This window comes from Rhodococcus sp. GXMU-t2271 (assembly GCF_041414735.1).
Classification (GTDB): Bacteria; Actinomycetota; Actinomycetes; order Mycobacteriales; family Mycobacteriaceae; genus Rhodococcus; species Rhodococcus indonesiensis.
Genome location: NZ_JAUIZP010000070.1, coordinates 16467 through 38250 on the forward strand (window position 1 = coordinate 16467; position 21784 = coordinate 38250).

A 21784-nucleotide genomic window follows, 5' to 3' on the forward strand; every position below is an offset into this window, starting at 1 on the left:
ATCGATTCCGTGAGCCTAACCCTCGGAATCGTCGGTCTTCCCAACGTCGGAAAGTCGACGCTGTTCAACGCGCTGACCAAGAACGAAGTGCTTGCCGCGAACTACCCGTTCGCCACCATCGAGCCGAACGTCGGCGTCGTCGAGCTGCCCGATCCGCGGCTGGAGCGGCTCGCCGAGATCTTCGGGTCGCAGCGCATCCTGCCCGCGACGGTGTCGTTCGTCGACATCGCCGGCATCGTCAAGGGCGCCTCCGAGGGCGCCGGCCTCGGCAACAAGTTCCTCGCCAACATCCGCGAGGCCGACGCCATCTGCCAGGTCGTGCGGGTGTTCGCCGACGACGACGTCGTCCACGTCGACGGCCGTGTCGATCCGTTCGCGGACATCGAGATCATCGAGACGGAGCTGATCCTCGCCGACCTGCAGACCCTGGAGAAGGCCCTGCCGCGCCTCGAGAAGGAGGCGAAGAAGAACAAGGAACTCAAGCCGCAGTTCGACGAGGCCGTCAAGGCCCAGGGCGTGCTGAACGAGGGCAAGACCCTGTTCGCGGCGAAGGACTCGCTCGACTTCGGTCTGCTGCGCGAGCTGAACATGATGACGACCAAGCCGTTCCTCTACGTGTTCAACGCGGACGAATCGGTGCTCACCGACGAGGCGAAGCAGCAGGAGCTCCGTGCGTCCGTCGCGCCGGCCGACTGTGTGTTCCTCGACGCGAAGGTCGAATCCGAGCTGATCGAACTCGAGGCCGACGAGGCCCAGGAGCTGCTCGAGTCCATCGGTCAGACCGAGCCGGGACTGCACTCGCTCGCCCGCGTCGGCTTCCACACCCTCGGCCTGCAGACCTACCTCACCGCCGGACCGAAAGAGGCCCGGGCCTGGACCATCCCGCAGGGCGCGACCGCCCCGCAGGCCGCCGGTGTCATCCACTCCGACTTCGAGCGGGGCTTCATCAAGGCCGAGGTCGTCTCCTTCGAGGATCTCGACTCGGCAGGGTCGATGGCCGAGGCGAAGGCCCGCGGCAAGGTCCGCATGGAGGGCAAGGACTACGTGATGGCGGACGGCGACGTCGTGGAGTTCCGCTTCAACGTGTAGTGGGGCTAAGACGTCCGGGCAGCCAGTCCAGCGCAGGACGCAGAAGGCTGGAAACGCGCTGCTCACACAGAATTTCGTGGTCGGTTTGTAGCAACCCGTGGCACGGTTACGCCACATTGTGGTCACTCCGCGACGGGGCTAAGACGGGGCTTTCACCTGTGCCTGCCCACCACCGGTATGCGAGTCCTTGCGTCGTGGTGGGCGGGCTCCCCGCTGGAGGTCGCCCGGTTCATGGGCCATGCGAAAGCCACCACGCTCAGCGTCTACGCACACCTGTTCGCGGACGAGCACACCGACGCGATAACCGCGCTCGGATGCGATGGTGCACCGGAGAGCGAGAACGGGGCGCCGGGGCGCGTCGTCCTAGAGCTTGGCGACGAGCTCATCCATTGCCTTGACGCAATTCTCCTTGTAATCCTCGTGCACGATGACGCGGTGTCCCATGACGTCGCGCTTGCCGGGCTTCAAGCCATACAGGGGTGAACCTTTGGCGAAGGCAACGACACCGGTCGTCTGGAAGTCGCGCACGGTTGCTAGACCCTCTGACAGCGCGTCGAAAGTGAAGATCTCAGGATTGCTGGACATGAGCTTCTCGACATCGGTGTCAATTGAGCGGAGTACCGCCGCATACGCAGAAGCGGGGCCCATGTATTGGGTCAGCCGGTTCTTGGCGATCAAGTGCACTTGGGGCAGTGTGCGTCCTGCATTGCGGAGCCTGGTTGCAAACGCGTACGTAGCGTAGATGTCGGATGGGAGCTTGAGTCCGTAAACGAGTGAGAAGGCGTTCTGAATTGCGCGACGCGATGAGTCGTCAGCCATGACTGGCAATACCAAGCGATCGACCGCCGAGAGTGCGATCTGCGTGTAGATCGAGAAGCTAGGGTTGCAGTCGATGAACGCGACGTCGTACTCGTCCTGGAGTGGGGCGAGGAGGTCCTTGAGCCAGTCGACCACCGCAACCCACGCGTCGGTACCGGGGATATTTGTATTGGCAAGCGTCGAGATCGCGTTCGATTGGAGTTCCAGAAGCGGGTCTCCACAGATTAGATCGATGTTGTTCGGGACTTCTGGATTCATCTCACTCGGATGGGTGATGAAGTCGGACGCCTCCACCGCCGGAGGTGAGTAAGGGGCAGGAAGTCGACGCTGGAAGTAGCCACCCACCGTTGCACGTGGCACCGCCCCTTGGCGCGCGAGCAGCTTGTCGCTGCCTCCGTTAGCGAGACCGCCAAGGAACAATTCCGAGAGATTCGCCTGAGGGCATACATCGATGGCAAGAATCCGCGCATCGGGATGAGCCTTTGCGTAGAAGCAGATTGATTGGAAACACAGGCTCGTTTTGCCGGTGCCGCCCTTGTTATTCCAGAAGCCGTACGTAAGCACAAAAACCCTCCGTTGGTCAGATTGGACGAATGGAAGTCCATTTTGGACGTTACAGAGTCCATGGCGCCCGGTCAAGCGATTCTCACGGTGCGCACCGATGCGACGGGGAAGCGATGGTGGCCGGAGGTGCTACGGAGGTACGACCTGTTCGCGGCGAGCGCGGGCTGAGCTAAGTCCTGCGAGGCGTTCCGCTTGACGTCTAGATGTATGAGGCCACGGCATCGGTAATACCGGTGTTTTCCGTCGCCTCCATCGGGATGCCGAGCGCGACGCCACCGCGCACGCGCGGCGCTCAGCGCCCCGGAACGGGTGCCTCGCCCAGCGTCCGGCGGGTGACGAACCTCCGCGGCGTCCCCGACAGCGGATCTCTGAACTCCAGCTCCCGCGCGAGCAATTGGAGGGGGAGGGAATGATCGTCCGGGGCTTCGGGCAGTAGGTCGGGATACCAACGGTCGCCCAGGATCCCGGCGCCGAGCGCTGCCAGATGCACCCGCAACTGGTGCATCCGTCCGGTGCGTGGACGCAGAACCGTATGCAGCACAGCACGTCCGGAGGCGCTCACGCCGGTTCCGCGCACCTCGACCGTCGTCTCGGCGTTGGGTTCACGGAAGTTGTCGACGACCACCCGTAACTCGCCGCGTCGCGCCTCGATGTGGTTGCGGTAGACGAGGGGCAGGGCCCGCCCGGTAAGCGCCGGTGCGTCCGGGTCCCACCCGGGCGGTCGCGCCGACACCGCCTCGTAAACCTTGACGACCCGCCGTTTTTCGAACAGCGACTGGTATGCGCCGCGCGTCGCGGGACGGGCCGAGAACATCACCAGGCCGGCGGTCGCTCGGTCCAGTCGATGGATCGGCGTCAGGTCCGGGTTGTCGAGGCGGGTCCGCAACCGGACGAGCGCGGACTCGCGCAGGTATCGCCCGCCCGGGGTGGTCGGGAGGAAGTGCGGCTTGTCGATCACGACGAGGTCGTCGTCGACATGCAGGATCTCCTCGTGGAACGGCATCGGTTCCTCCACCGGCAGATCGCGGTAGTACCAGACGAACCGATGCGTGCCCAGCGCGGTGCCGCGACCGATGGGACTGCCGTCGGCGCCCACGATCTCGCCGGCGTCGAACCGCCGGTACAGGTCGTCGGCGTCCAGGTGGTCGAACCTCGCGACGACGTACTCGGCGATCGTTGCCCACGGTCCGGACGTCGGGACGCGCAGGCGCGTGGGTCCGACCCCGTTCTTGACGGGCAGCGGGGAGGGCATCGGCACGCCCGTCATCATCCCACCGCCTGCCGGCTGGTCCGTGCCGCGGGTCGGGCCGAGACGTGGGCGGGACCGCCTGGCTCACACGCGATCGCCGGGCCCCGCGACGCGGAACCCGGCGATCTGGTGTGACGGTCGATCAGTGGAGCCCGACGACCTCCTGAGCGATGGCGGCCAGGCGGGTCTGGGCGGCCGACACGACACCGTGCCGGTTCTTGTGGGCCTCCTCGTACGCGACGATCGCGCGCACGTCGGCCGGTTCGGTCAGTTCCTTGACCTCGGCGACCGCCTGGGAGACGTTGAGGCTGTCGTAGTCGGCGATCGGAAGTTCCTCGGCGGAGAGGATGCCGGTGGCGCTGCGCGCCGCGTGGATCGCCTGGGCAGTTCCGTCCGCACCTTCGCGGCGGGTGATCCGTTCGGCGGTCTCGAGCGCCGCGTCCCGGCTGGCCGTCAGGGTCTTGGTGGCGACGTCACCGGCATGCGCGCCACGGGCCAGCAGCGAACCCAGGGCGGGTCGCGTGGAGCGGGCGGCGTCGATCGCGCGGTCGATGCCGCGCGTGGACCACATCACCGGGATGTTGACGATCCGCACCGCCGCGCCGGCGGCCGCCTGCAGCGGGGTCCGTCGCAGTGCCGCGGGCCCGCCGAGGGCATCCTCGGCCAGAACGGTGGTCAACCACTCCACGGTCGCGCTGTGGGCGGTGATCAGACGATCGGCCAGGCCGACGACCGCGGGGGTCTGGGCGGCCGTGGCGAGGGCCTTGAGGTAGCGGGCACGGTCGAGAAGCTGGTGCTCGAGCGCGAGGTCGCCCAGGAGCGCCTCGTCGAACGGCTGGGCCTGTTCGGCCATGGCCTTCACCGCGGCGGCGGCGCGGCCGACGAACGGGCCGATGACGTCGGGCAGGCCGCCCAGCTCGCGGATGGTGCGCTCGATGGCCTCGGCGCGGTCGCGGCCGTTGGCGGCGTTCTCGGTCAGTTCGCGGCGGACGGCCTCGGTGCGGGCCTGGGCGATCCGGGTCTCGGCGACCTGGATCTCGGTGTTGGTCAGGTCGAGCAGTGCTCGCAACTGGGTGAGCAGCGTGGCGGTGTCGGTCTTGGTCATCGTGCGTTCGCTCCTTCGGTCGATGTCATCGATGGGGCTCACCGACGTGACACGAATCGGCTACCCGACCCCTACCGGCGGGTAACGCCATGTGAGGGAGAACACACTCGAAGGGCGCATGACCTGCGGGGTGTCCGGGTCGTGCGCCGACGGTAGGGAGGGCCGATCAGGCCGCGCGCGAGAGCACCGCGACCAGGAACCCGGACCGGTCGGTGAACGGCCGTAGATCCCAGGTCGAGAGCTTCAGATCCACCGCGAGACCGTTGGCCGCGGCGTCGGCGAAGAACTGCGGGAACTCGTATCCCCGGTCCGCGCCGAATCCCACGACCGCCCGGCCCGTCGGGGCGAGATGACGGGCGAATCCCGCCAGTACCGCGCCACGAGTGGAGGGCGCCAGGAAAGTCATCACGTTGCCCGCGCAGACGATGACGTCGAAATCCGCCGCCACACCGCGGGCCGGCAGATCCAGTTCGGCGAGGTCGCCGACGAGCCAGGTGGGGCCGGGATGGTCCTGTTCCGCAGCGGCGATCAGGACCGGATCGACGTCGACGCCGACCACCGCGTGACCGGCTCGGTGCAGATATCCACCGATCCGTCCCGGGCCGCAGCCTGCGTCGAGGACTCGCCCGCCGCGGTCGAGCATGGCATCGACCAGCCGGGCTTCGCCGGCGATGTCCTTACCCTCGGCCGCCATCTTCCGGAACCGCTCGACGTACCAGGTGGAATGCGCGGGGTCGGCCGCGGTGATCTCTTCCCACTGGCCGGGGGTGCGATCGCTCATCGTCGTTCCTCCTCGATTCGGCCGTGCGGCGGGCCGCAGTCACGGTGCGGCGGGCCGCGGTCCCCGTGCGGCGGGCCGCGGTCCCCGTGCGGCGGGCCGCAGTCACCGCATGCGGTCACCTTAGGCACCTGGGGTACCGGGCTGTCGAGCGCACCTGCCGGCGTCCCGGTTGACATCCATGTGCCCGAACGCGAACGTGCAGTGGACGAGTCCGGCGGCGCGGCGCGGGTGCGCGAGTCCGGCTCACCTGTCCTCCCCACAGAGGAGTGCGATGTGAAGTCCGACTCCGGGCCCGGCGAGCCTCGCCGATATCGTAGGGGCCCCACCCACCGCGTGGAGAACGTCGTGATGAGCGCCCTGGTGCGGGCCGGCATCGTTCCGCATTCGTACCTGCTGACCACCCGAGGCCGTCGCACCGGCCGCACGCGCGCCAACCCTGTCACCGTCGTCGAGCATGCAGGCCGGCGCTGGCTGGTGGCGCCCTACGGTGTGGTGCCGTGGGTGCTCAACGCGCGCGCTGCCGGCCGTGTGGGCCTGACCCGCCGTTTCCGCACCCGCCACTACACGGTCCGGGAGGTGCCGGCGCACGAGGCCGCGCCGGTCCTGCGGAAGTACGTCGGCGTCGCGTCCGCCACCCGGGACTACTTCCGGGCCGGCAAGGATGACTCGACGGAGGAGTTCGAGGCGGAGGCCGACCGCCACCCGGTGTTCGAACTCACCCCCGATCGCACTCCCGGGAACTGAGTGCTCGGGTGCGGTGCGGCGGGTAGACGAGTCGGTCGGCGAGAAATCCAACGGGAACTCGGACTCCGCCCCCAGGTCTGTTATTCGTTCGTGACCGAATGTTGCCGTTCGGTGATGTGAGTGACGGTGGGAACGTCACCCGAAGGGGGAATGCTCGTGCACGGCAGGCTCACGAGCATCAGCAGCAACGGTCGAGCGAGGGCCGTGCGGTGCGCACGAGGTTGGGACGTGACCATGGCGAGCACACCGGCATCCCCCGAGATCTCCGGCGAACGGGCCGCGTCGCTCGTCGAGAGCCCGAAAGTCGGGTAGATCCTGCTCACGCTCTTCGGCGTCGGCGGGGGACTGGTAGCGGCGTCCATCGCCGGATCGCTTTTGATCGGGCTCTCGGTGGTGGTGCTCGTCGGCGGTCTGGCCGCAGTGCTCGTCGCCGCCGTCTGATCCCGGTCCCGGCTGGGGAAGGCCGGGACCGGTCCCTGGCCCTCCTTTGCGGAGCAGGACGGGCGTGCGACGCTGGGCTCATGGTGTTCGTCCTCGCCGACCCCACCCGGCCCGCGGTTCCCGAGACCGTCGGTTTGCAGGTGACGCCCTTCTACGCGCCGGTGCGCCGGCTCGACTCGGGCGCGCTGGCGGCGGTGGAGGTCCAGTTGCGTGGCCCCGCGGGAGGACCGCTCGCCACCGCAGAGTCGCTACGGGCGGCGGCACGGACGATGAGCGAGAAGCGGCACCTCGACCGCCTCAAGTGGTCCGTCGCGCAGTCGAGACCGATCCGGAACGTTCCCGCGCTGGTGGCGATGGACCTCGAATCGGTCCAGACCCTGGACGTGCCCGACGCGGAAGGGTTGCGGCGCGACGTCGTGGTGATCACCGAGGCGTCCTTGATCGCCAATCCGTCGCGGACGTTGCGTGCGGTGGTCGCCGCCCGTTGCAGCGGCAAGGTCGTCGCGGTCGACGACGTCGGGTCGCGGCCGCAGTCCCTGGCCCTGCTGCCGCTCGTCGAACCGGACGTGATCGTCCTGGCCCCGCGGCTGTCGGCTCGTCGCGCGGACGACGCCACGGCCCGTACCGCGCACGCCGTGGCCGCGCAGGTCGAACGGACCGGTGCGCTCGTGATCGCCGACGGCGTCGACTCGGAACCGTGCCGGCGGCGGGCCCTGGCGCTCGGGGCCACCTACGGGCTCGGGGCGCTCTATCCCGCAGTCGACGCCCCGGAACAGCTCGCGGAAGAGAAGATCGATCCCTTCCCGTCCACCCCCGTCCGCAGCGACCTCGCCGCGGAGGCGAGCACACCCTTCGCGATCGCCACGGAAGGGCGCCGGCCCGTGCACAGCCTCAAGCGCCTCCTGGTCGCGATGAGCACCAGTCTCGAGCAGCAGGCCGGGGCCGCGGGGCCGGAGACCATCGTGCTCGGCACGTTCCAGTACGCGCGGAACTTCGGTGAGCGCACCCGTGCCCGCTGGCAGTACATGGCGGAGCGGATCGCGTACGCCGGCGTGTACGGCGTGGGCCTCGGACCCTGTGCGGAGGCGGGCATCCACCACGCGTCGCTCGACCCGGACGACCCCCTGGTCGAGGAGTGGAACGTCGTCGTCCTCGGCCCGTACTTCGCGTGCGTCCTGTCGGCCGTGGACCTGCATCGGGGCACCGACGACCTCGATCGCGAGTTCGACTACGTCGTCTCGTACGACCGCGGCACCGTGGTGCGATGTGCCCGTTCGATCCTGGACCGGTTCACCTCGGCGTAGGACGGCTCGGCGCGGGATCGACGAGGACCCCCGGGTTCAGAATGCCCGCCGGGTCGAGAACGGACTTGGCCGCCTGCAGGACCGCGGCGAACGGGTCGGGACGTTGGCGGTCGTACCAGGGCCGGTGATCCCGGCCGATCGCGTGGTGGTGGGTGATCGTGCCGCCGGCGGTCAGCAGCGCCTCCGACACGGCGGCCTTGATGTCGTCCCACTGCGCCACCGTGCTGCCCCACCGGCCCGCGGCGTAGATGCCGAAGTAGGGGGCGGGGCCGTCCGGGTACACGTGGCTGAACCGGCATGCGACCACCCCCGTCGCGCCCGCCCGGCGCAGTGCCTCGTTCGCGGCGTCGTGCACCGCCTCCCGCAGGGTGTCGAATACGTCCCAGGTACAGGCGGTTTCGAAGGTCTCGACGATCATCGACCGGGCGGCCAGGGCGTCGCGCAGGTACGGCATGCGCAGGAACGACGACCGCCACCGCCCCGCGGCGTCCGTGTCGGTCCCGTCCCCGGACGAGTGTCGCGGCGGTTCCGGCAGCGTGCCGCCGTGCTCGCGGCACAGGTCGACTGCGCGGTCCGACCACGCGTCCACGGGGTGATCGGCGGACTCGAAGGCGAGCAGGAGGACACCGCCGGAGGACGCCGTGCCCGCGTTGACGAACGCCTCGACGGGGTCCAGCAGCCGGCAGTTGGCGGGCTGCAGCCCCGACTGGGCGACGGCGCGCGTCGCGGCCACCGCCGCGCCGTAGTCGGCGAAGTGCACCGAGGCGTCGGCTCGCCACCGGGGGCGAGGCTGCAGCCGCATCCAGGCCTCGGTCACGATTCCGAGCGTCCCCTCGGAGCCGAGGAACAGGCGATCCGGTGACGGACCCGCTCCCGAGCCGGGCAGGCGCCGCGACTCGCACGGGCCCGCGGGGGTGACGATCCGCATCGACTCGACCAGATCGTCGATGTGGGTGTACCCGGTCGCGAAGTGACCTCCCGAACGCGTCGCCAGCCAGCCGCCCAGGGTGGAGAACTCGAAGGACTGCGGGAAGTGGCGCAGCGTCAGACCGGACGGGCGCAGGCCGTCCTCGAGCGCCGGGCCCAGGGTGCCCGCCCCAATCCGGGCCGCCCGGCTCGTGGGGTCGATCTCCCGAACCCCCTCGAGGCCGGTGAGATCCAGGCTCACCACACCGGCGAAGTCGCCGTCCACTCGCGGCTCGACACCGCCGACGACGGAGCTGCCGCCGCCGAACGGGATCACCGCGACGCGCGCCCGGGCACACCAGTCCAGCACGTCCACGATCTCGGTTTCGCTGCTCGGCCGCACGACGAGGTCGGGCGGATGGCGCAGGTCGCCGAGCAGGTTCCGGACCACGTCCCGGAACGCGCGGCCGTGGGTGTGGGCGGCCCGGTCCATCGGGTCGGAGGAACACAGCGGTGCAAGGGAATCGGGCGCGGCGATGCGCGCGGGCGGCAGTCCGAGCGACCGGACGTCGGGTGGTGGGTGGTCCGTCAGGTCGGCGCCGGGCAACAGGGCCGAGGCACGTGCGATCAGCTCCTGCAGTTCCGCGCCGCGTACCGCGTCCTCGACGGTGCCCCAGCCCCACCACGAACGCGTCCGCGTCATGACGCCCGCATCGCGGTACGCGGTCTCACGACGTGGCCTCGGGCGCCGACAGCACGAGGTCGGCGGTGGTGGTGAAGCCCACGGGTCCGCGCGGAGCCCGTCCGGAACGTTCCAGCATCAGATGTGCGGCCCGGCCGGCCAGGCGCAGCGTCGCGATCTGATTGCCGAAGAACGGGCCGGTCGCGCGGGTCCACTCGACCGGCACCGGGGGCACCTCCGACACCCGACCGAGCACGAAGCGCACAGCCCGTTCCATCGCCCGGCTCCACGAGATGCGGAACACCACCCGGACCGCGGCGGGCACATAGTTGTGCAAGGGCGAGCAGGTCAGCTGGTACACCCGGGTCGACATCGGATCCGGGAACCACGCCTGCGCGACGTAGGCGTGGTGCACGTCGCCTGAGAGCACGCAGATCGTGGCGGGCGGACGGCCGGACGGTCCGGTGCAACGGCCCCGGCCGATATCCGCGAAGAGCCGGCCGAGCCGGTCGAACGAGTCGCGGAAGGCCGCCCAGTGTTCGAGGTCCGCGCCGCGGCGGACGATCTCCGCCCAGCGGGCGACCCGTTTTCCGCGCACTCCCGCGGCGAGCCGTTCGTCCCAGGACTCGAGGTCGTGCAGCGCCCGCGGCAGCAGCCACGGCAGTGACGTCCCGACGAGCAGGTGGTCGTAGTCGCCCTGCGTCTGCCGCTCGATCCAGGAGAACTCCGGCTCCGAGACCATCTCGCGACGGCCACCGGCCAGGATCCGGCCGCAGCGCGAGTCGATCACCAGCAACCGGACGTTTCCGAGGTCGCGCCGGAAGGACCACTGGGTGCCCTTCGCGCCGTCGGCCTCCTCGTCCGCGGCCGACGCGAACTTCCGCAGCAGCGGCTCGGCATCCCCGTCGCACTTGCGGACGCGCTGGTACAGCTCGTTGCCCGCGAGTTCGGCGGGGTCGAGGTTGCCGAGGTGCTGGTACACCCAGTACGACGCGAGCGCGCCGACGATGCGTTCCTCCCACCACGAGGTGGCTTCGACCTGGTCGCGCCAGGACTGCGAGGTGTTCCAGTCGTCGTGCACGTCGTGGTCGTCGAAGATCATCGAGGTGGGGACGGTGGACAGCAGCCAGCGCACGTGGGGATCGGACCACGACTCGGCGTAGAGCCAGGTGTACTCCTCGTAGTTGCGGACCTGCGGGCCGGGAGGCTCGTCCAGGTCGTGGTGCTCGCGGAGCCGCGCGAGGGTCTGCTCGGACAGTTCGTCGGCGTAGACCTGGTCGCCGAGGAGCAGCAGCGCGTCGGGCCAGCGGTCCGGTGCCCGGGTCGTCATGCGCTGCGCGTACGCGTCGAGCGCGTCGGCGCCGAGCTTGTCGTCGTTCTCGGTGGCGGCCGTGGTGGCGAACCGGCACGAACCGAAGATCAGTTCGAGGGGGCGGCCGGTGCCGAGAGTGCGGACGACGGACGCCGGGAAGTCGGGAGGCGGCCAGACCGGATGTCCGTCGAGGCGGACCTCGTACGGAGTGGTCGAACCGGGCTCGAGGTCGTCGATCACCACCAGTGCGTAGTGATGACCGGCAACGGTCCAGGTGTGCTCCCGGTGGCCGAGGATCTCGACGGTGCACGGTCCGGACGTCTCGACCCACACGGTGGCGTCGTGACGACCGACCTGCCGCAGGACCGGACCCAGGACGAGTTCTGTCATGGCGCCACCTACATCGGAATTCGGCTCGGCGTTACAGCCATGCGCACGAGCCTACTGGTGCATGGGTCTGCGCGGTCCGGCTCGGCCGATTCGTCGTGGGGGGTGGTGCCGGGTGCCGATGCGGAGGATCGTGTGGGGTGCCGGGTGACCGGCGGACGAGAGGACCGCAAGGGGAACGGAGCGAAGCAGTTGAGTACTCAGCGCAGGTCCGAGGACCCACTGGAGAACATCGACGAGGACACGAAGCGTCGGGCGTCGGAGCAGGCGGAGGAGATGCAGCGCCGGTACGAGCCGGGGGCGCGCCCCACGGTGACGCTGCCCGGAACCGGGGGGACGGTGTCGGGCACGGCGTTCGCCGACCTCGTCGAGTCGGGGACCGACGAGGTCGACGAGGAGGGCGACACCGCCTCCGGTCGTTGAGCCCGCGCCGCGGGCGCCGAGCCCGGTCACGTCCGGGCGAGCAGGGCGTCCAGTGCCGCGTAACTCTGGCCGAGACCCTCGGCCATGCCGGAGTTCAGCATGCCGTCGCGTTCCTCGGAGGTGTGGAACTGCGAGACGGTGACCACGCGGGTGCGGCCGTCGCCGAGGTCTTCGAACGTCGCGGTGTCGATGGCGACGTACGCCGGCATGCCGTCCCACTCGAAGGACTGGACGATGCGGTCCTTGGGGGTGATCTCCCGGAATCGTCCTTCGAATCCGTGGGTTTCGCCGTCGCTGTGCTCGACGAACCGCCAGTGTCCACCCCGTTCGAACTCGAAGCGTTCGACGTCGAGGCGGTTGCCCCGGCCCCACCATTGGGCGAGCAGGTCGGGGTCGGTGTAGGCGGCCCAGACGCGGTCGCGGTCGGCGTCGAAGACGCGCTCGACCCGGATCTCCCGCTCGTGAGGAGTCGTGACGGTAAGCGGGGCAGAGGGATTCGTGGTTGTCATGACTTTCCTTTCGTTCGGTCGAGGAACTCCGCAAGGCGGTCCATGCGGCCCTCGATCATCTGCTGGTGGTCGCGGATCCAGTCCGCTTCGTGCTCGAGCCGGTTGGTGCCGAGCCGGCAGTGGCGCACGCGGCCCTTCTTCTCGGTGACGACGAGACCTGCCTCCTCGAGAAGCCGGACGTGTTTGGTGATCCCGGTCGGTGTCATCCGGTACCGGGCGGCCAGGTCGCTGATCGAGGCCGGTCCGGCGCGCAGGTCCTGGAGGATTCCGCGCCGGGTCGGGTCCGACAGCGCCGCGAACGTGGCATCGAGACTCGAATACTGAACCATCAGGTTCAGTGTTGCAAGGCGGCGGAGCCCTGTCAACGGTCCCGGCGGGCCGATACTGTGCAGTTCATGCCGAAGTCCTTCGCGTTCACCACCGAACTGGACCACCACGTCCGGGACGTGCACGCGGTCCTGACCGACGAGCGGTACTGGCTCGACCGGGTGGCGGACCGGGCGAGCGCCACCGCGATCGTCGAGGAACCGCACGGTCCGGGCAGCGTGCGGGTGACCGTCACGGACCGGTCCGAACCGTCGGAGCTGCCGTCGATCGTGCGCGGCATGCTGCGCGGGCCGCTGATCGTCGAGCGCACCGACGAATGGGGTCCGCTGGTCGACGACGTGGCCGAGGGGCTGCTGTCCGGAGGAGCCACCGGCCTGCCCGTCGCCCTCGAAGGACGATCCCGGCTGCGGACGAGCCGGACCGGTGGGACGTACGTCGACGTGCAGGGGCAGGTCGTCGTCCGGATCCCGCTCCTCGGCGGCCGGATCGAGTCGATGGTGCACGGGATGGTCCGGCAGATCGTCGAGCACGATCGGATCGCGATCGCGGCGTGGCTGTCGCGCTGACCTGCCCCGACCCGTCCGGCAGCGCGTGACGCGCGGCCGCCGCGGCGAGCGCTGTCGCCGGGGTGTGATAAGCCGGTGCAGGACCGGAACACATCGAGCGACGAGGGGACCCGCGTGCTGACGCTGCACCGCGCCGAGCGCGCCGACACCCTGGCCGCCGCGCTCGCCCAGCTGCTCGTCGTGCCGCTCCCCGACCCGTTCGCCCGCGAGATCGTCGCCGTCCCCGCCAAGGGGGTCGAGCGGTGGTTGACGCAGCGACTGTCGACGGTGCTCGGTGGCACCTGCGGCGACGGTGTCGCCGCCAACATCGACCACCCGTCGCCGGCACGGCTGGTGGACGAGGCGCTGGCCGCCGCCACCGGCCGGACGGCGGCGGACGACCCGTGGCATCCCGACCGGATGCTGTGGACGCTGCTCGACGTCGTCGACGACTGCCTCGACGAGCCGTGGTGCACCGTCCTCGCCCGGCATCTCGGCCGCGACGGCGTCGATCACCGCACCGGCCGTCGCTACGCCACCGCCGCCCACCTGGCCGGCCTGTTCCGCAGCTACGCGACGCAACGCCCGGAGATGCTCGTCGACTGGGCCGCCGGCCGCGACACGGACGGCACCGGCCACGGCCTCGCCGAACACCTCCTGTGGCAGGCCCAGCTGTGGCGGCGGCTGCGCGCGCGCCTCGGTGACGACAGCCCGGCGGAGCGGCTCACCGCCGCCTGCACGCGACTGCGCGCCGAGCCGGAGCTCGTGGACTGGCCGGCACGGCTGTCGCTGTTCGGCCTCACCCGGCTCACCGCGGCCCAGTGTGCGGTGCTGTCCGCGGTCGCCGCGAACCGCGATGTGCACCTGTGGATTCCGCATCCGAGTCCGGCCATGTGGGAGGGACAGGCGACCGCGGCGCCGGTGCGTCGTCGCGCCGACGACCGCAGTGCCCTCGCGGTGCAGCACCCCCTCCTGGCGAGCCTGGCCCGGGACGTGCGCGAACTACGCGCGCACCTGGCCGGTCCCGGAGTCGCCGACGTGCACCACCCCGGCGGGACCGGCCCGGACACGCTCCTGGGCCGCCTGCAGGACGACCTCCGAGCCGACCGCCCCCCGGCCCCTTCCGCGGCCGCCGACGGCACGATTCGCATCCACGCCTGTCACGGTCCGGCGCGGCAGGTGGAGGTGCTGCGCGAGTGCCTGCTGCACCTGTTCGCGGACGATCCGAGTCTCGAACCCCGCGACGTGCTCGTCATGTGCCCGGACGTGGAGACCTACGCGCCGCTCGTGCAGGCCGCGTTCGGCCAGGGCGCCGCCGCCCGGCTCGACACCTCCGGGCACCCGGGACACCGGCTGCGGGTGCGCCTCGCCGACCGCGGCCTGCGCCGCACCAACCCGGTGCTGGCGGTCGTGGCGACGCTCGTGGGTCTCGCCGACGCGCGGGTGACCGCCAGCGAGGTCCTCGACCTCGCGGGCGCCGCGCCGGTGCGCCGGCGGTTCGGCTTCGTCGACGACGACCTCGAACGGCTGCAGGAATGGACCGCCGCCGCCGGCGCCAGATGGGGCATCGGCAGAGGACAGCGAAACACCTTCGGCCTCGGAGACTTCCCGCAGAACACGTTCGGCACGGCCCTGGACCGGATCCTCCTCGGCGCGGCCGCCGACGAGTCGCAGAGCGAGTGGCTCGGACTCACGCTCCCGCTCGACGACGTCGAGAGCAACGACATCGACCTGACGGGACGGTTCGCCGAGTACATCGACCGGCTCACGGTGGCACTGCACGGCCTGCGCGGTCCCCAGCCGGCCGCGCAGTGGGCCGACGCCCTCACCCGCGCACTGGATCTGCTGACCGATGTCGACCCCGCCGACGCCTGGCAGCTCACCCAGGCCCACCGGGAACTCGCGGCCGCCGTCGAGCACGCCGGGCCGGCGCCGCTGCGGCTGGCCGATGTGCGGGCCATGCTGACGGCCCGGCTCGCGGCACGCCCGACGCGCGCGAACTTCCGGACCGGCGAGCTGACCGTGTGCACGATGGTGCCGATGCGGTCGGTGCCGCACCGGGTCGTGGTCCTGCTCGGCCTCGACGACGACAACTTCCCCCGCTCCGCGCACATCGACGGTGACGACGTGCTGGCAGTGAATCCGTGCCTGGGGGAACGTGATCCGCGCAGCGAGGATCGGCAGTTGCTGCTCGACGCCGTCATGTCGGCGGGGGAGACGCTGCTGCTGTTCTACACCGGTGCGGACCCGGTCACCGGTGCCCGCCGCCCCCCGGCCATCCCGCTCAGCGAACTGCGCGACGTGGTCGAGACGATGGTGGGTCCCGACGGCATGGCCGACGTCCTCACCCGGCATCCGTTGCAGCCGTTCGATCCGCGCAACTTCCGGCCCGATCGCCCGCTGAGCTTCGACCGGGCCGCACTCGCGGGAGCGCGTGCCGCGCAGCATCCGGCGAAGCAGCGTCCCGGCCTGCTGCAGCGGCCGCTCGCGCCCGCCGCACGCACCGACGTCGACCTCGCCGACCTCGTCGCGTTCGTCACCCACCCCACCCAGGCGTTCCTGCGGCAGCGCCTCGGGGTGCGGGTGCCCGACCGCGACGAGGACATCGCCGACGCCCTCGATGTCGGCCTCGACCCGCTCGCCCGGTGGGATCTCGGCGACCGCATGCTCGAGGCGCTGCTCGCGGGCACGGACCCCGCGGACTTCCGGGCCGCCGAATGGCGGCGCGGCACCCTGCCGCCGTACCGGCTCGGTGAACTCGCGCTCGACGACGTCGCCGCCACCGTGGACACCCTGGTGGCGGTGTGCCGGCCGATCTACACCGGACCGGCCGACACCGTCGACGTGAACGTCGACCTCGGCGACGGCCGGCGCCTGACCGGTACGGTCGGCGGCGTCCACGGCGCCGTCGTCGCCCGCAGCACCTTCTCCCGCCTGGCGCCGAAACACCGCCTCATCGCCTGGGTGCACCTGCTCGCCGTCGCCGCGTCGGGCCGGCCGGGACAGTGGCAGGCGATCACCACCGGCCGGGGGCGGTTCCGCAGCACCCCGGCCTGGCGGTCCACGATCAACGCCCCGGCCGACGCCGTGGAGCAGCTCGCCCGGCTCGTGGACCTGCGTGACCGCGGGTTGCACGAACCGCTGCCGATCGCCACCGCCGCCGCCGCGGAGTACGCCGAGCGCCGCCACCGCGGCGACTCCGTCGAGATGGGACTCGACGCCGCCGCCCAGGAGTTCGGCTCCACCTACGGCGAACGCACCGACCGCCACCTCACCTACCTGCACGGCCCCGGGGTGGCGCTGCGGGACCTGACGGCCGTCGCCGCCCGCGACGACGAGCAGACGTGGCACGGCGAGCCGACCCGTTTCGGCGCTCTCGCACGCCGCCTCTGGGAGCCCTTGCTGTCCAACGAGATCCAGGGGCGCCCGTGACCCGAACCGTGTCCGAGTTCGACCTGCTGGGAACGCTCCCCACGGGCACCACCGTGCTCGAGGCCAGCGCGGGAACCGGCAAGACCTACGCCCTCGTCGGCCTGGCCACCCGGTTCGTCGCCGAGGGCACAGCGGAGTTGTCGCAGCTGCTGCTGGTGACGTTCAGCCGCGCCGCGACGCAGGAACTGCGCGAACGCACCCGGGACCGGTTCGCCGCCGCCGCGCGGGCGCTGGCCGACCCGGACTCCGCCCGCCGCCATCCCGACGAGCTGATCCGGCACCTCGCCGACGGCGACGTGACCACGCACCGGCGCCGGCTGCTGCGCGCCCTGTCCGACTTCGATGCCGCCACCATCGCCACCACGCACGGGTTCTGCCAGCGCATGCTCGACGAGCTCGGCATCGCCGGCGAACGCGATTCCGCCGCGGTACTCGTCGAGGACGTCGAAGACCTGACCGCCGAGGTCGTCGCAGACCTGTACCTGCGCCGGTACGGCCGCGCGGATGCGGCACCGATCTCGCACGCGGAGGCCGCGGAAGCCGCGCGTGCCGCAATCTTCGACCCGCAGGCCACGCTCGCCCCCGAGGGTGCCGACGGCACGCCCGCGGGTGAACGCGTCGAGTTCGCCCGCGCCGTGCGGGCCGAGGTCGACCGCCGCAAACGCCTCGCGGGTCTGCGGGACTACGACGACCAGCTCTCGCTGCTGCACGCGGTGCTGACCGATCCCGAGCACGGCGAGGCCGCGTGCCACCGCATCGGCTCCCGGTTCCGGGTCGTGCTCGTCGACGAATTCCAGGACACCGACCCGTTGCAGTGGGAGATCCTGCGCAGCGCCTTCCACCGCCGCACGACCCTCGTCCTCGTCGGCGACCCGAAACAGGCCATCTACGCGTTCCGCGGCGCCGAGGTGCTCAGTTACCTCGGCGCAATGGAGTTCGCCGACGAGCACCAGGAACTGGTCCGCAACTGGCGCAGCGACGGGAACCTGCTCGCGGCCCTCGATCACCTGTACGGCGGTGCGGCCCTGGGGGACCCGCGGATCGTCGCGCATCGGGTCGAGGCTGCGCAGCCGCCGTCCCGGATCGCCGGCGCAGTGCCGCTGCGGCTGCGGCACCTGCCGCGTGCCGGGGCCGGCCCGTGCGGCGCCTCCGGTTTCCCGAAGGCCCCGGCGTTGCAGGCACGGGTGGCACGCGACGTCGCGGCCGACATCGCGGCGCTGCTCGGGGGTGGGGTCACGGTCGACCTCGGCGGCGGCCGGCGATCCGTCGAACCCGGCGACGTCGCAGTCCTGGTCCGGACCAACGCGCAGGTCGCCCTCGTGCACCGTGCCCTCACCGGCGCCGGGATCCCGGCCGTGCTCGCGGGAGGAACCAGCGTCTTCGCGACCCCCGCCGCGCAGGAATGGCTGCGGGTGCTGCAGGCGCTCGAGCAGCCGCACCGCCCCGACCGGGTACGTCTGGCCGCCCTGACCTCCCTGATGGGGCACACCGCCGTGGATGTCGACACCCGGGGCGACGAGCTCGTGGCCGCGCTCGGCACCCTGCTGCGCGAGCTGGACCTCGTGTTCGAGCGATCCGGCTTCGCCGCCCTCTTCGAGCGCCTCGCCGCGTCCTGCGCCCTCGAGCCGCGGCTGCTGGGCTGGCCGGGCGGTGAACGGGAACTGACCGATCTGCGGCACCTCGCGCAGCTGCTCGACGAGACCGCGGCGGCCGGGGCGCTCGGTGTCACCGCCCTGACCCGCTGGCTGACCGAACGGATCGCCGAGGCGGGCACGGCCCGTGCCGACCGCAGCCGCCGGCTCGACAGCGACGCCGCCGCGGTACAGGTGCTGACCGTCCACGCCAGCAAGGGACTCGAATTTCCCGTGGTCTACGTGCCGTTCGCGTGGGAGTCGGGCGTGCGGCCGAAACCCGACCGGCTTCTGCTCCACGACGACTCCGGACGCCGGATCCTCGACGTCGGCGGGGAGGGCAGCCCCGGGTACGGCGATCGTCGCCGGCGCCACGACGACGAGGTGGCCGGGGAGGAACTGCGGCTGCTGTACGTCGCGCTGACCCGCGCCCGCTGTCACCTGGTGCTGTGGTGGGCGCCCGGGTACGGCACCCCCGGCGCCCCGCTGCACCGCCTGCTGTTCGGCCGGGCACCCGGCACGTCCGACATCGCTCCCAAGGCACGCGTGCCCGAGGACCCGATCGTGGCGCAGCAACTCGACGCGTGGGCCGACCGCGCTGCCGGATCGGTGTCCGTCGAGGCCGTAGGATCGGCGCCGATCCCCACCGTCACGTGGGTGCGTCCGCGTGAGACCGTCGTGGACCTCGAGGCGGCACGCTTCGACCGCGAGCTCGACGACGCCTGGCGGCGCACCTCGTACACCGCCCTCACCGCCGCTGCCCACGACGAACCCCAGGTGCGTGCGGAGACGGAGCAGCCGGTGCGCGTCGACGAACCGGAGGAACCGCCGCTGCTGCCGGCCGACGTGCCGAGTGACGGCATCGTGTCCCCGATGAACGCCCTGCCCGGCGGGGCGGTGTTCGGCACACTCGTGCACGCGGTGCTCGAGGTCGTCGACACCGCTGCCGCCGACCTCGGCGCGGAACTGCTGCGCTGTTGCCGCGACACCGTCGCCGAACAGTTCTCCGACGTCGACCCCGAAGAGCTGGCGACGGCACTGCTGCCGGTCCTGCGTACCCCGCTCGGCGGGGACGCGGGCACTCTCGCCGACATCGCCCCGGCCGACCGCCTCGCCGAACTCGACTTCGAGCTGCCCCTCGCCGGTGGGGACGATCCGGTCGCCACCACCGTCACCCTCGACGGTGTCGCCCGGTTGCTGCGTGCGCACCTGCCCGCCGACGACCCGTTCGTCTCCTACGCCGATCTCGTCGCAACTCTCGAGCCCACCCCGCTGCGCGGCTATCTCACCGGCAGCATCGATTCGGTGCTGCGGATCCACGGCACCGAGCCGCGGTTCGTGATCGTCGACTACAAGACGAACCGCCTCGGACCGGAGGAACTCACCACCGCCCACTACACCCGGGACCGGATGGCGCTGGAGATGCTGCGCGCCCACTATCCGATGCAGGCGCTGCTGTACGCCGCCGCCCTGCACCGGTACCTGCGGTGGCGGCTGCCCGGCTACGACCCGGCCGTGCATCTCGGCGGCGTGCAGTACCTGTTCGTGCGCGGCATGGTTGGTCCGGAGACCCCGGCGGGCTGCGGCGTGTTCGACTGGACGCCGCCGCCCGCCCTCGTCGCCGCACTGTCCGATCTGTTGGCAGGCAAGGAGATTCCGTGACCGACGCCCAGGTGGCCCAGCGCGGCAAGGGTGCCCTGCGGGCCTTCAACGAGGCCGGGGTGCTCGCGGCCGCCGACGTGCACGTCGCGCTGCGGCTCGCCCAGCTGGCGGGGGAGACCGCCGAGGAGGTACATCTCGCCACCGCGCTGGCCGTGCGCGCCGTGCGCGCCGGTTCGGTGTGCCTGGACCTGACCCGGCTGCGGGAGATCACCGTCGACGAGTCCGCCGAGGTGGATCTCGCGGCGCTGCCGTGGCCGGACGACGACGCCGTCGTCGCCGGCCTGCGGCGCAGCCCGCTCGTCGTCGGCGGCGACCGCGGCCCGCTGCGTCCGCTGTGCCTGGTCGAGATCGCCGACGGTCCGCTGCTGTACCTCGACCGCTATTTCCGTCAGGAGGAAACGGTCCGGCGGATCCTCGACGCCCGTGGGCTCGGTCATCCCGTCGTCGACGAGGCGGCGCTCGAGCGGGGACTGCGCGAGCTGTTCCGCGACCAGCACGATCCCGGTCGCCCGTCCGCCGCCCCGGACCGGCAGCGCATCGCCGCGGCGCTGGCCGCCACCGGGTGGACCACGGTCATCGCGGGCGGGCCGGGCACCGGCAAGACCCACACCGTCGCCCGGATACTCGCGCTGCTGACCGCGCTGCACGGCCCCGCCCTGCGGATCGGGTTGGCCGCGCCCACCGGCAAGGCCGCGGCCCGGCTGCAGGAATCCGTCCGCGAGCAGGCCGGGCCGCTGGGGCTGCGCGCCGACCTGTCCGCGATGACCCTGCACCGCATGCTCGGTTGGCAGCGCGGCCGCACCCGGTACCGCTACCACGCCGGCAACCACCTGCCCTACGACGTCGTGGTCGTCGACGAGACGTCGATGGTGTCGCTGACCATGATGTGCCGGCTGCTCGAGGCCGTCCGTTCCGGGACCCGGCTGATCCTGGTGGGCGATCCGGACCAGCTGACGTCGGTCGATGCCGGTGCCGTCCTGGCCGACCTCGTCGCCCGTCCCGTGACCGCGGCGGGAAACCCGGTCCTCGGGCGCGTCGTCGGGCCCGACCTCGACGCCGGCGACGACCCCGCCGAGGCGTCGCTCTCACCGGGGGAGCGGAACCGGCTGCGCGGCGGCGTGATCCGGCTCAGCCGCGGCCGGCGGTTCGGCGGCGACATCGCGCACCTGGCCGTCGCCGTGCGGGAAGGTGACGCCGACGCGGTCATGCGGATCCTCGACGGCGGCGGCGCCGAGGTGTCCTTCCACGCCCCGGACGACCTCGGGGCCCTGCGCCGCGACATCGTCTCCACCGCCGCGACGGTCACCGCCGCCGCCGTCGCGGGCGACGACGTGACCGCCCTCGAGAAGTTCGAGACGCACCGCCTGCTGTGCGCACACCGCGAGGGTCCCTACGGTGTGCAGTGGTGGGCGCGCCGGGCGATGGAGTGGATCGCCGCCGACACCGGCCGGCGGCTCGACACCGAGCGCTGGTATCCGGGTCAGCCGCTGCTCGTCACCGCCAACGATCACGAGACGCGCATCTACAACGGCGACACGGGCGTCGTGGTCGTCGACGCGGACGGTGAACCCGTTGCGGCGTTCGCCCGCGGCAAGGAGCCGTTCCGGCTCCACCCCAGTCGGCTGTCGGCCGTGCAGACCGTGTATGCCATGACGATCCACCGCAGCCAGGGCAGCCAGTACGGCACGGTCTCGGTGATCCTGCCCCCGCCCGAATCCTCGTTGCTGACCCGCGAATTGCTGTACACCGCGATCACGCGGGCGCGCGGTCACGTCCGCCTGATCGGCACCGAGGAGGCGGTCCGTGCCGGGGTCGAGCGGCGGGTGCTGCGAGCCAGCGGACTGCGCCGGCAGCCGCGCGCCTGACCCCCGC

The 21784-nt window shown here is 71.3% G+C and carries 16 protein-coding genes; 8 read left to right on the forward strand and 8 right to left on the reverse strand.

The window, feature by feature from the left end; all coding sequences use genetic code 11:
- The first annotated feature begins 9 nt into the window (after positions 1–9).
- On the forward strand, positions 10–1089 hold the full coding sequence (gene ychF, locus QYS60_RS23985) for a redox-regulated ATPase YchF (RefSeq protein ID WP_371384469.1): 1080 nt from the start codon (positions 10–12) through the stop codon (positions 1087–1089).
- Between the two features lie 363 nt (positions 1090–1452).
- On the opposite strand, the gene QYS60_RS23990 is transcribed toward ychF, so the two are convergent.
- From QYS60_RS23990 to QYS60_RS24005, 4 genes are all read right to left on the reverse strand, one after another.
- A complete protein-coding gene (locus QYS60_RS23990; RefSeq protein WP_371384470.1) occupies positions 1453–2472 on the reverse strand; it encodes a ParA family protein in 1020 nt (339 codons plus the stop codon).
- 292 nt (positions 2473–2764) lie between these two features.
- Positions 2765–3742: a pseudouridine synthase gene (locus QYS60_RS23995; protein ID WP_371384471.1), complete on the reverse strand. Its 978-nt coding sequence runs from the start codon at positions 3740–3742 to the stop codon at positions 2765–2767.
- 121 nt (positions 3743–3863) lie between these two features.
- Positions 3864–4826, reverse strand: coding sequence for a ferritin-like domain-containing protein (locus tag QYS60_RS24000; RefSeq protein WP_289378282.1), 963 nt, complete (start codon positions 4824–4826; stop codon positions 3864–3866).
- Between the two features lie 166 nt (positions 4827–4992).
- Positions 4993–5607, reverse strand: a complete 615-nt coding sequence (locus tag QYS60_RS24005; protein ID WP_371384472.1) for a class I SAM-dependent methyltransferase — start codon at positions 5605–5607, stop codon at positions 4993–4995.
- Positions 5608–5955: 348 nt separating this feature from the next.
- On the opposite strand from QYS60_RS24005, the gene QYS60_RS24010 reads away from it, so the two are divergent.
- Together QYS60_RS24010 and QYS60_RS24015 are read left to right on the forward strand one after the other, a co-directional pair.
- Positions 5956–6351 (forward strand): nitroreductase family deazaflavin-dependent oxidoreductase, encoded by a 396-nt coding sequence (locus tag QYS60_RS24010; RefSeq protein ID WP_289378280.1) that lies wholly within the window; start codon positions 5956–5958, stop codon positions 6349–6351.
- Positions 6352–6872: 521 nt separating this feature from the next.
- Entirely contained in the window at positions 6873–8096 is a 1224-nt protein-coding gene (locus QYS60_RS24015; protein WP_289378279.1) for an EAL domain-containing protein, read from the forward strand.
- On the opposite strand, the gene QYS60_RS24020 is transcribed toward QYS60_RS24015, so the two are convergent.
- Positions 8083–9705 carry an FAD-binding oxidoreductase gene (locus QYS60_RS24020; RefSeq protein WP_371384473.1) on the reverse strand — a complete coding sequence of 541 codons (1623 nt, stop codon included), beginning with the start codon at positions 9703–9705 and terminating at the stop codon, positions 8083–8085. The genes QYS60_RS24015 and QYS60_RS24020 overlap by 14 nt on opposite strands.
- A 25-nt stretch (positions 9706–9730) precedes the next feature.
- Complete coding sequence (locus QYS60_RS24025) at positions 9731–11386, reverse strand: alkaline phosphatase D family protein (RefSeq protein ID WP_371384474.1); 1656 nt, start codon at positions 11384–11386, stop codon at positions 9731–9733.
- Between the two features lie 219 nt (positions 11387–11605).
- Between QYS60_RS24025 and QYS60_RS24030 the strand changes: the two genes are divergently transcribed.
- Complete coding sequence (locus tag QYS60_RS24030) at positions 11606–11806, forward strand: hypothetical protein (protein ID WP_371384496.1); 201 nt, start codon at positions 11606–11608, stop codon at positions 11804–11806.
- A 26-nt stretch (positions 11807–11832) separates the two neighbouring features.
- On the opposite strand, the gene QYS60_RS24035 is transcribed toward QYS60_RS24030, so the two are convergent.
- Together QYS60_RS24035 and QYS60_RS24040 are read right to left on the reverse strand one after the other, a co-directional pair.
- Positions 11833–12315, reverse strand: coding sequence for an SRPBCC family protein (locus tag QYS60_RS24035; protein WP_371384475.1), 483 nt, complete (start codon positions 12313–12315; stop codon positions 11833–11835).
- Positions 12312–12644, reverse strand: coding sequence for a helix-turn-helix transcriptional regulator (locus QYS60_RS24040; protein ID WP_003935037.1), 333 nt, complete (start codon positions 12642–12644; stop codon positions 12312–12314). Before QYS60_RS24040 ends, QYS60_RS24035 begins: the two co-directional genes overlap by 4 nt.
- Before the next feature lie 66 nt (positions 12645–12710).
- Between QYS60_RS24040 and QYS60_RS24045 the strand changes: the two genes are divergently transcribed.
- The 4 genes from QYS60_RS24045 to recD all read left to right on the forward strand — a co-directional run bounded on the left by QYS60_RS24045 (position 12711) and on the right by recD (position 21777).
- Entirely contained in the window at positions 12711–13208 is a 498-nt protein-coding gene (locus QYS60_RS24045; RefSeq protein ID WP_040781399.1) for a DUF2505 domain-containing protein, read from the forward strand.
- 114 nt (positions 13209–13322) lie between these two features.
- A complete protein-coding gene (recC, locus tag QYS60_RS24050) occupies positions 13323–16619 on the forward strand; it encodes an exodeoxyribonuclease V subunit gamma (protein WP_371384476.1) in 3297 nt (1098 codons plus the stop codon).
- Complete coding sequence (locus tag QYS60_RS24055; RefSeq protein ID WP_371384477.1) at positions 16616–19912, forward strand: UvrD-helicase domain-containing protein; 3297 nt, start codon at positions 16616–16618, stop codon at positions 19910–19912. The genes recC and QYS60_RS24055 overlap by 4 nt, the downstream gene beginning before the upstream one ends.
- The gene (gene recD, locus QYS60_RS24060) at positions 19909–21777 is read left to right on the forward strand and encodes an exodeoxyribonuclease V subunit alpha (RefSeq protein ID WP_371384478.1); all 1869 of its coding nucleotides are present in this window, start codon (positions 19909–19911) and stop codon (positions 21775–21777) included. The genes QYS60_RS24055 and recD overlap by 4 nt, the downstream gene beginning before the upstream one ends.
- Positions 21778–21784: the final 7 nt, after the last annotated feature.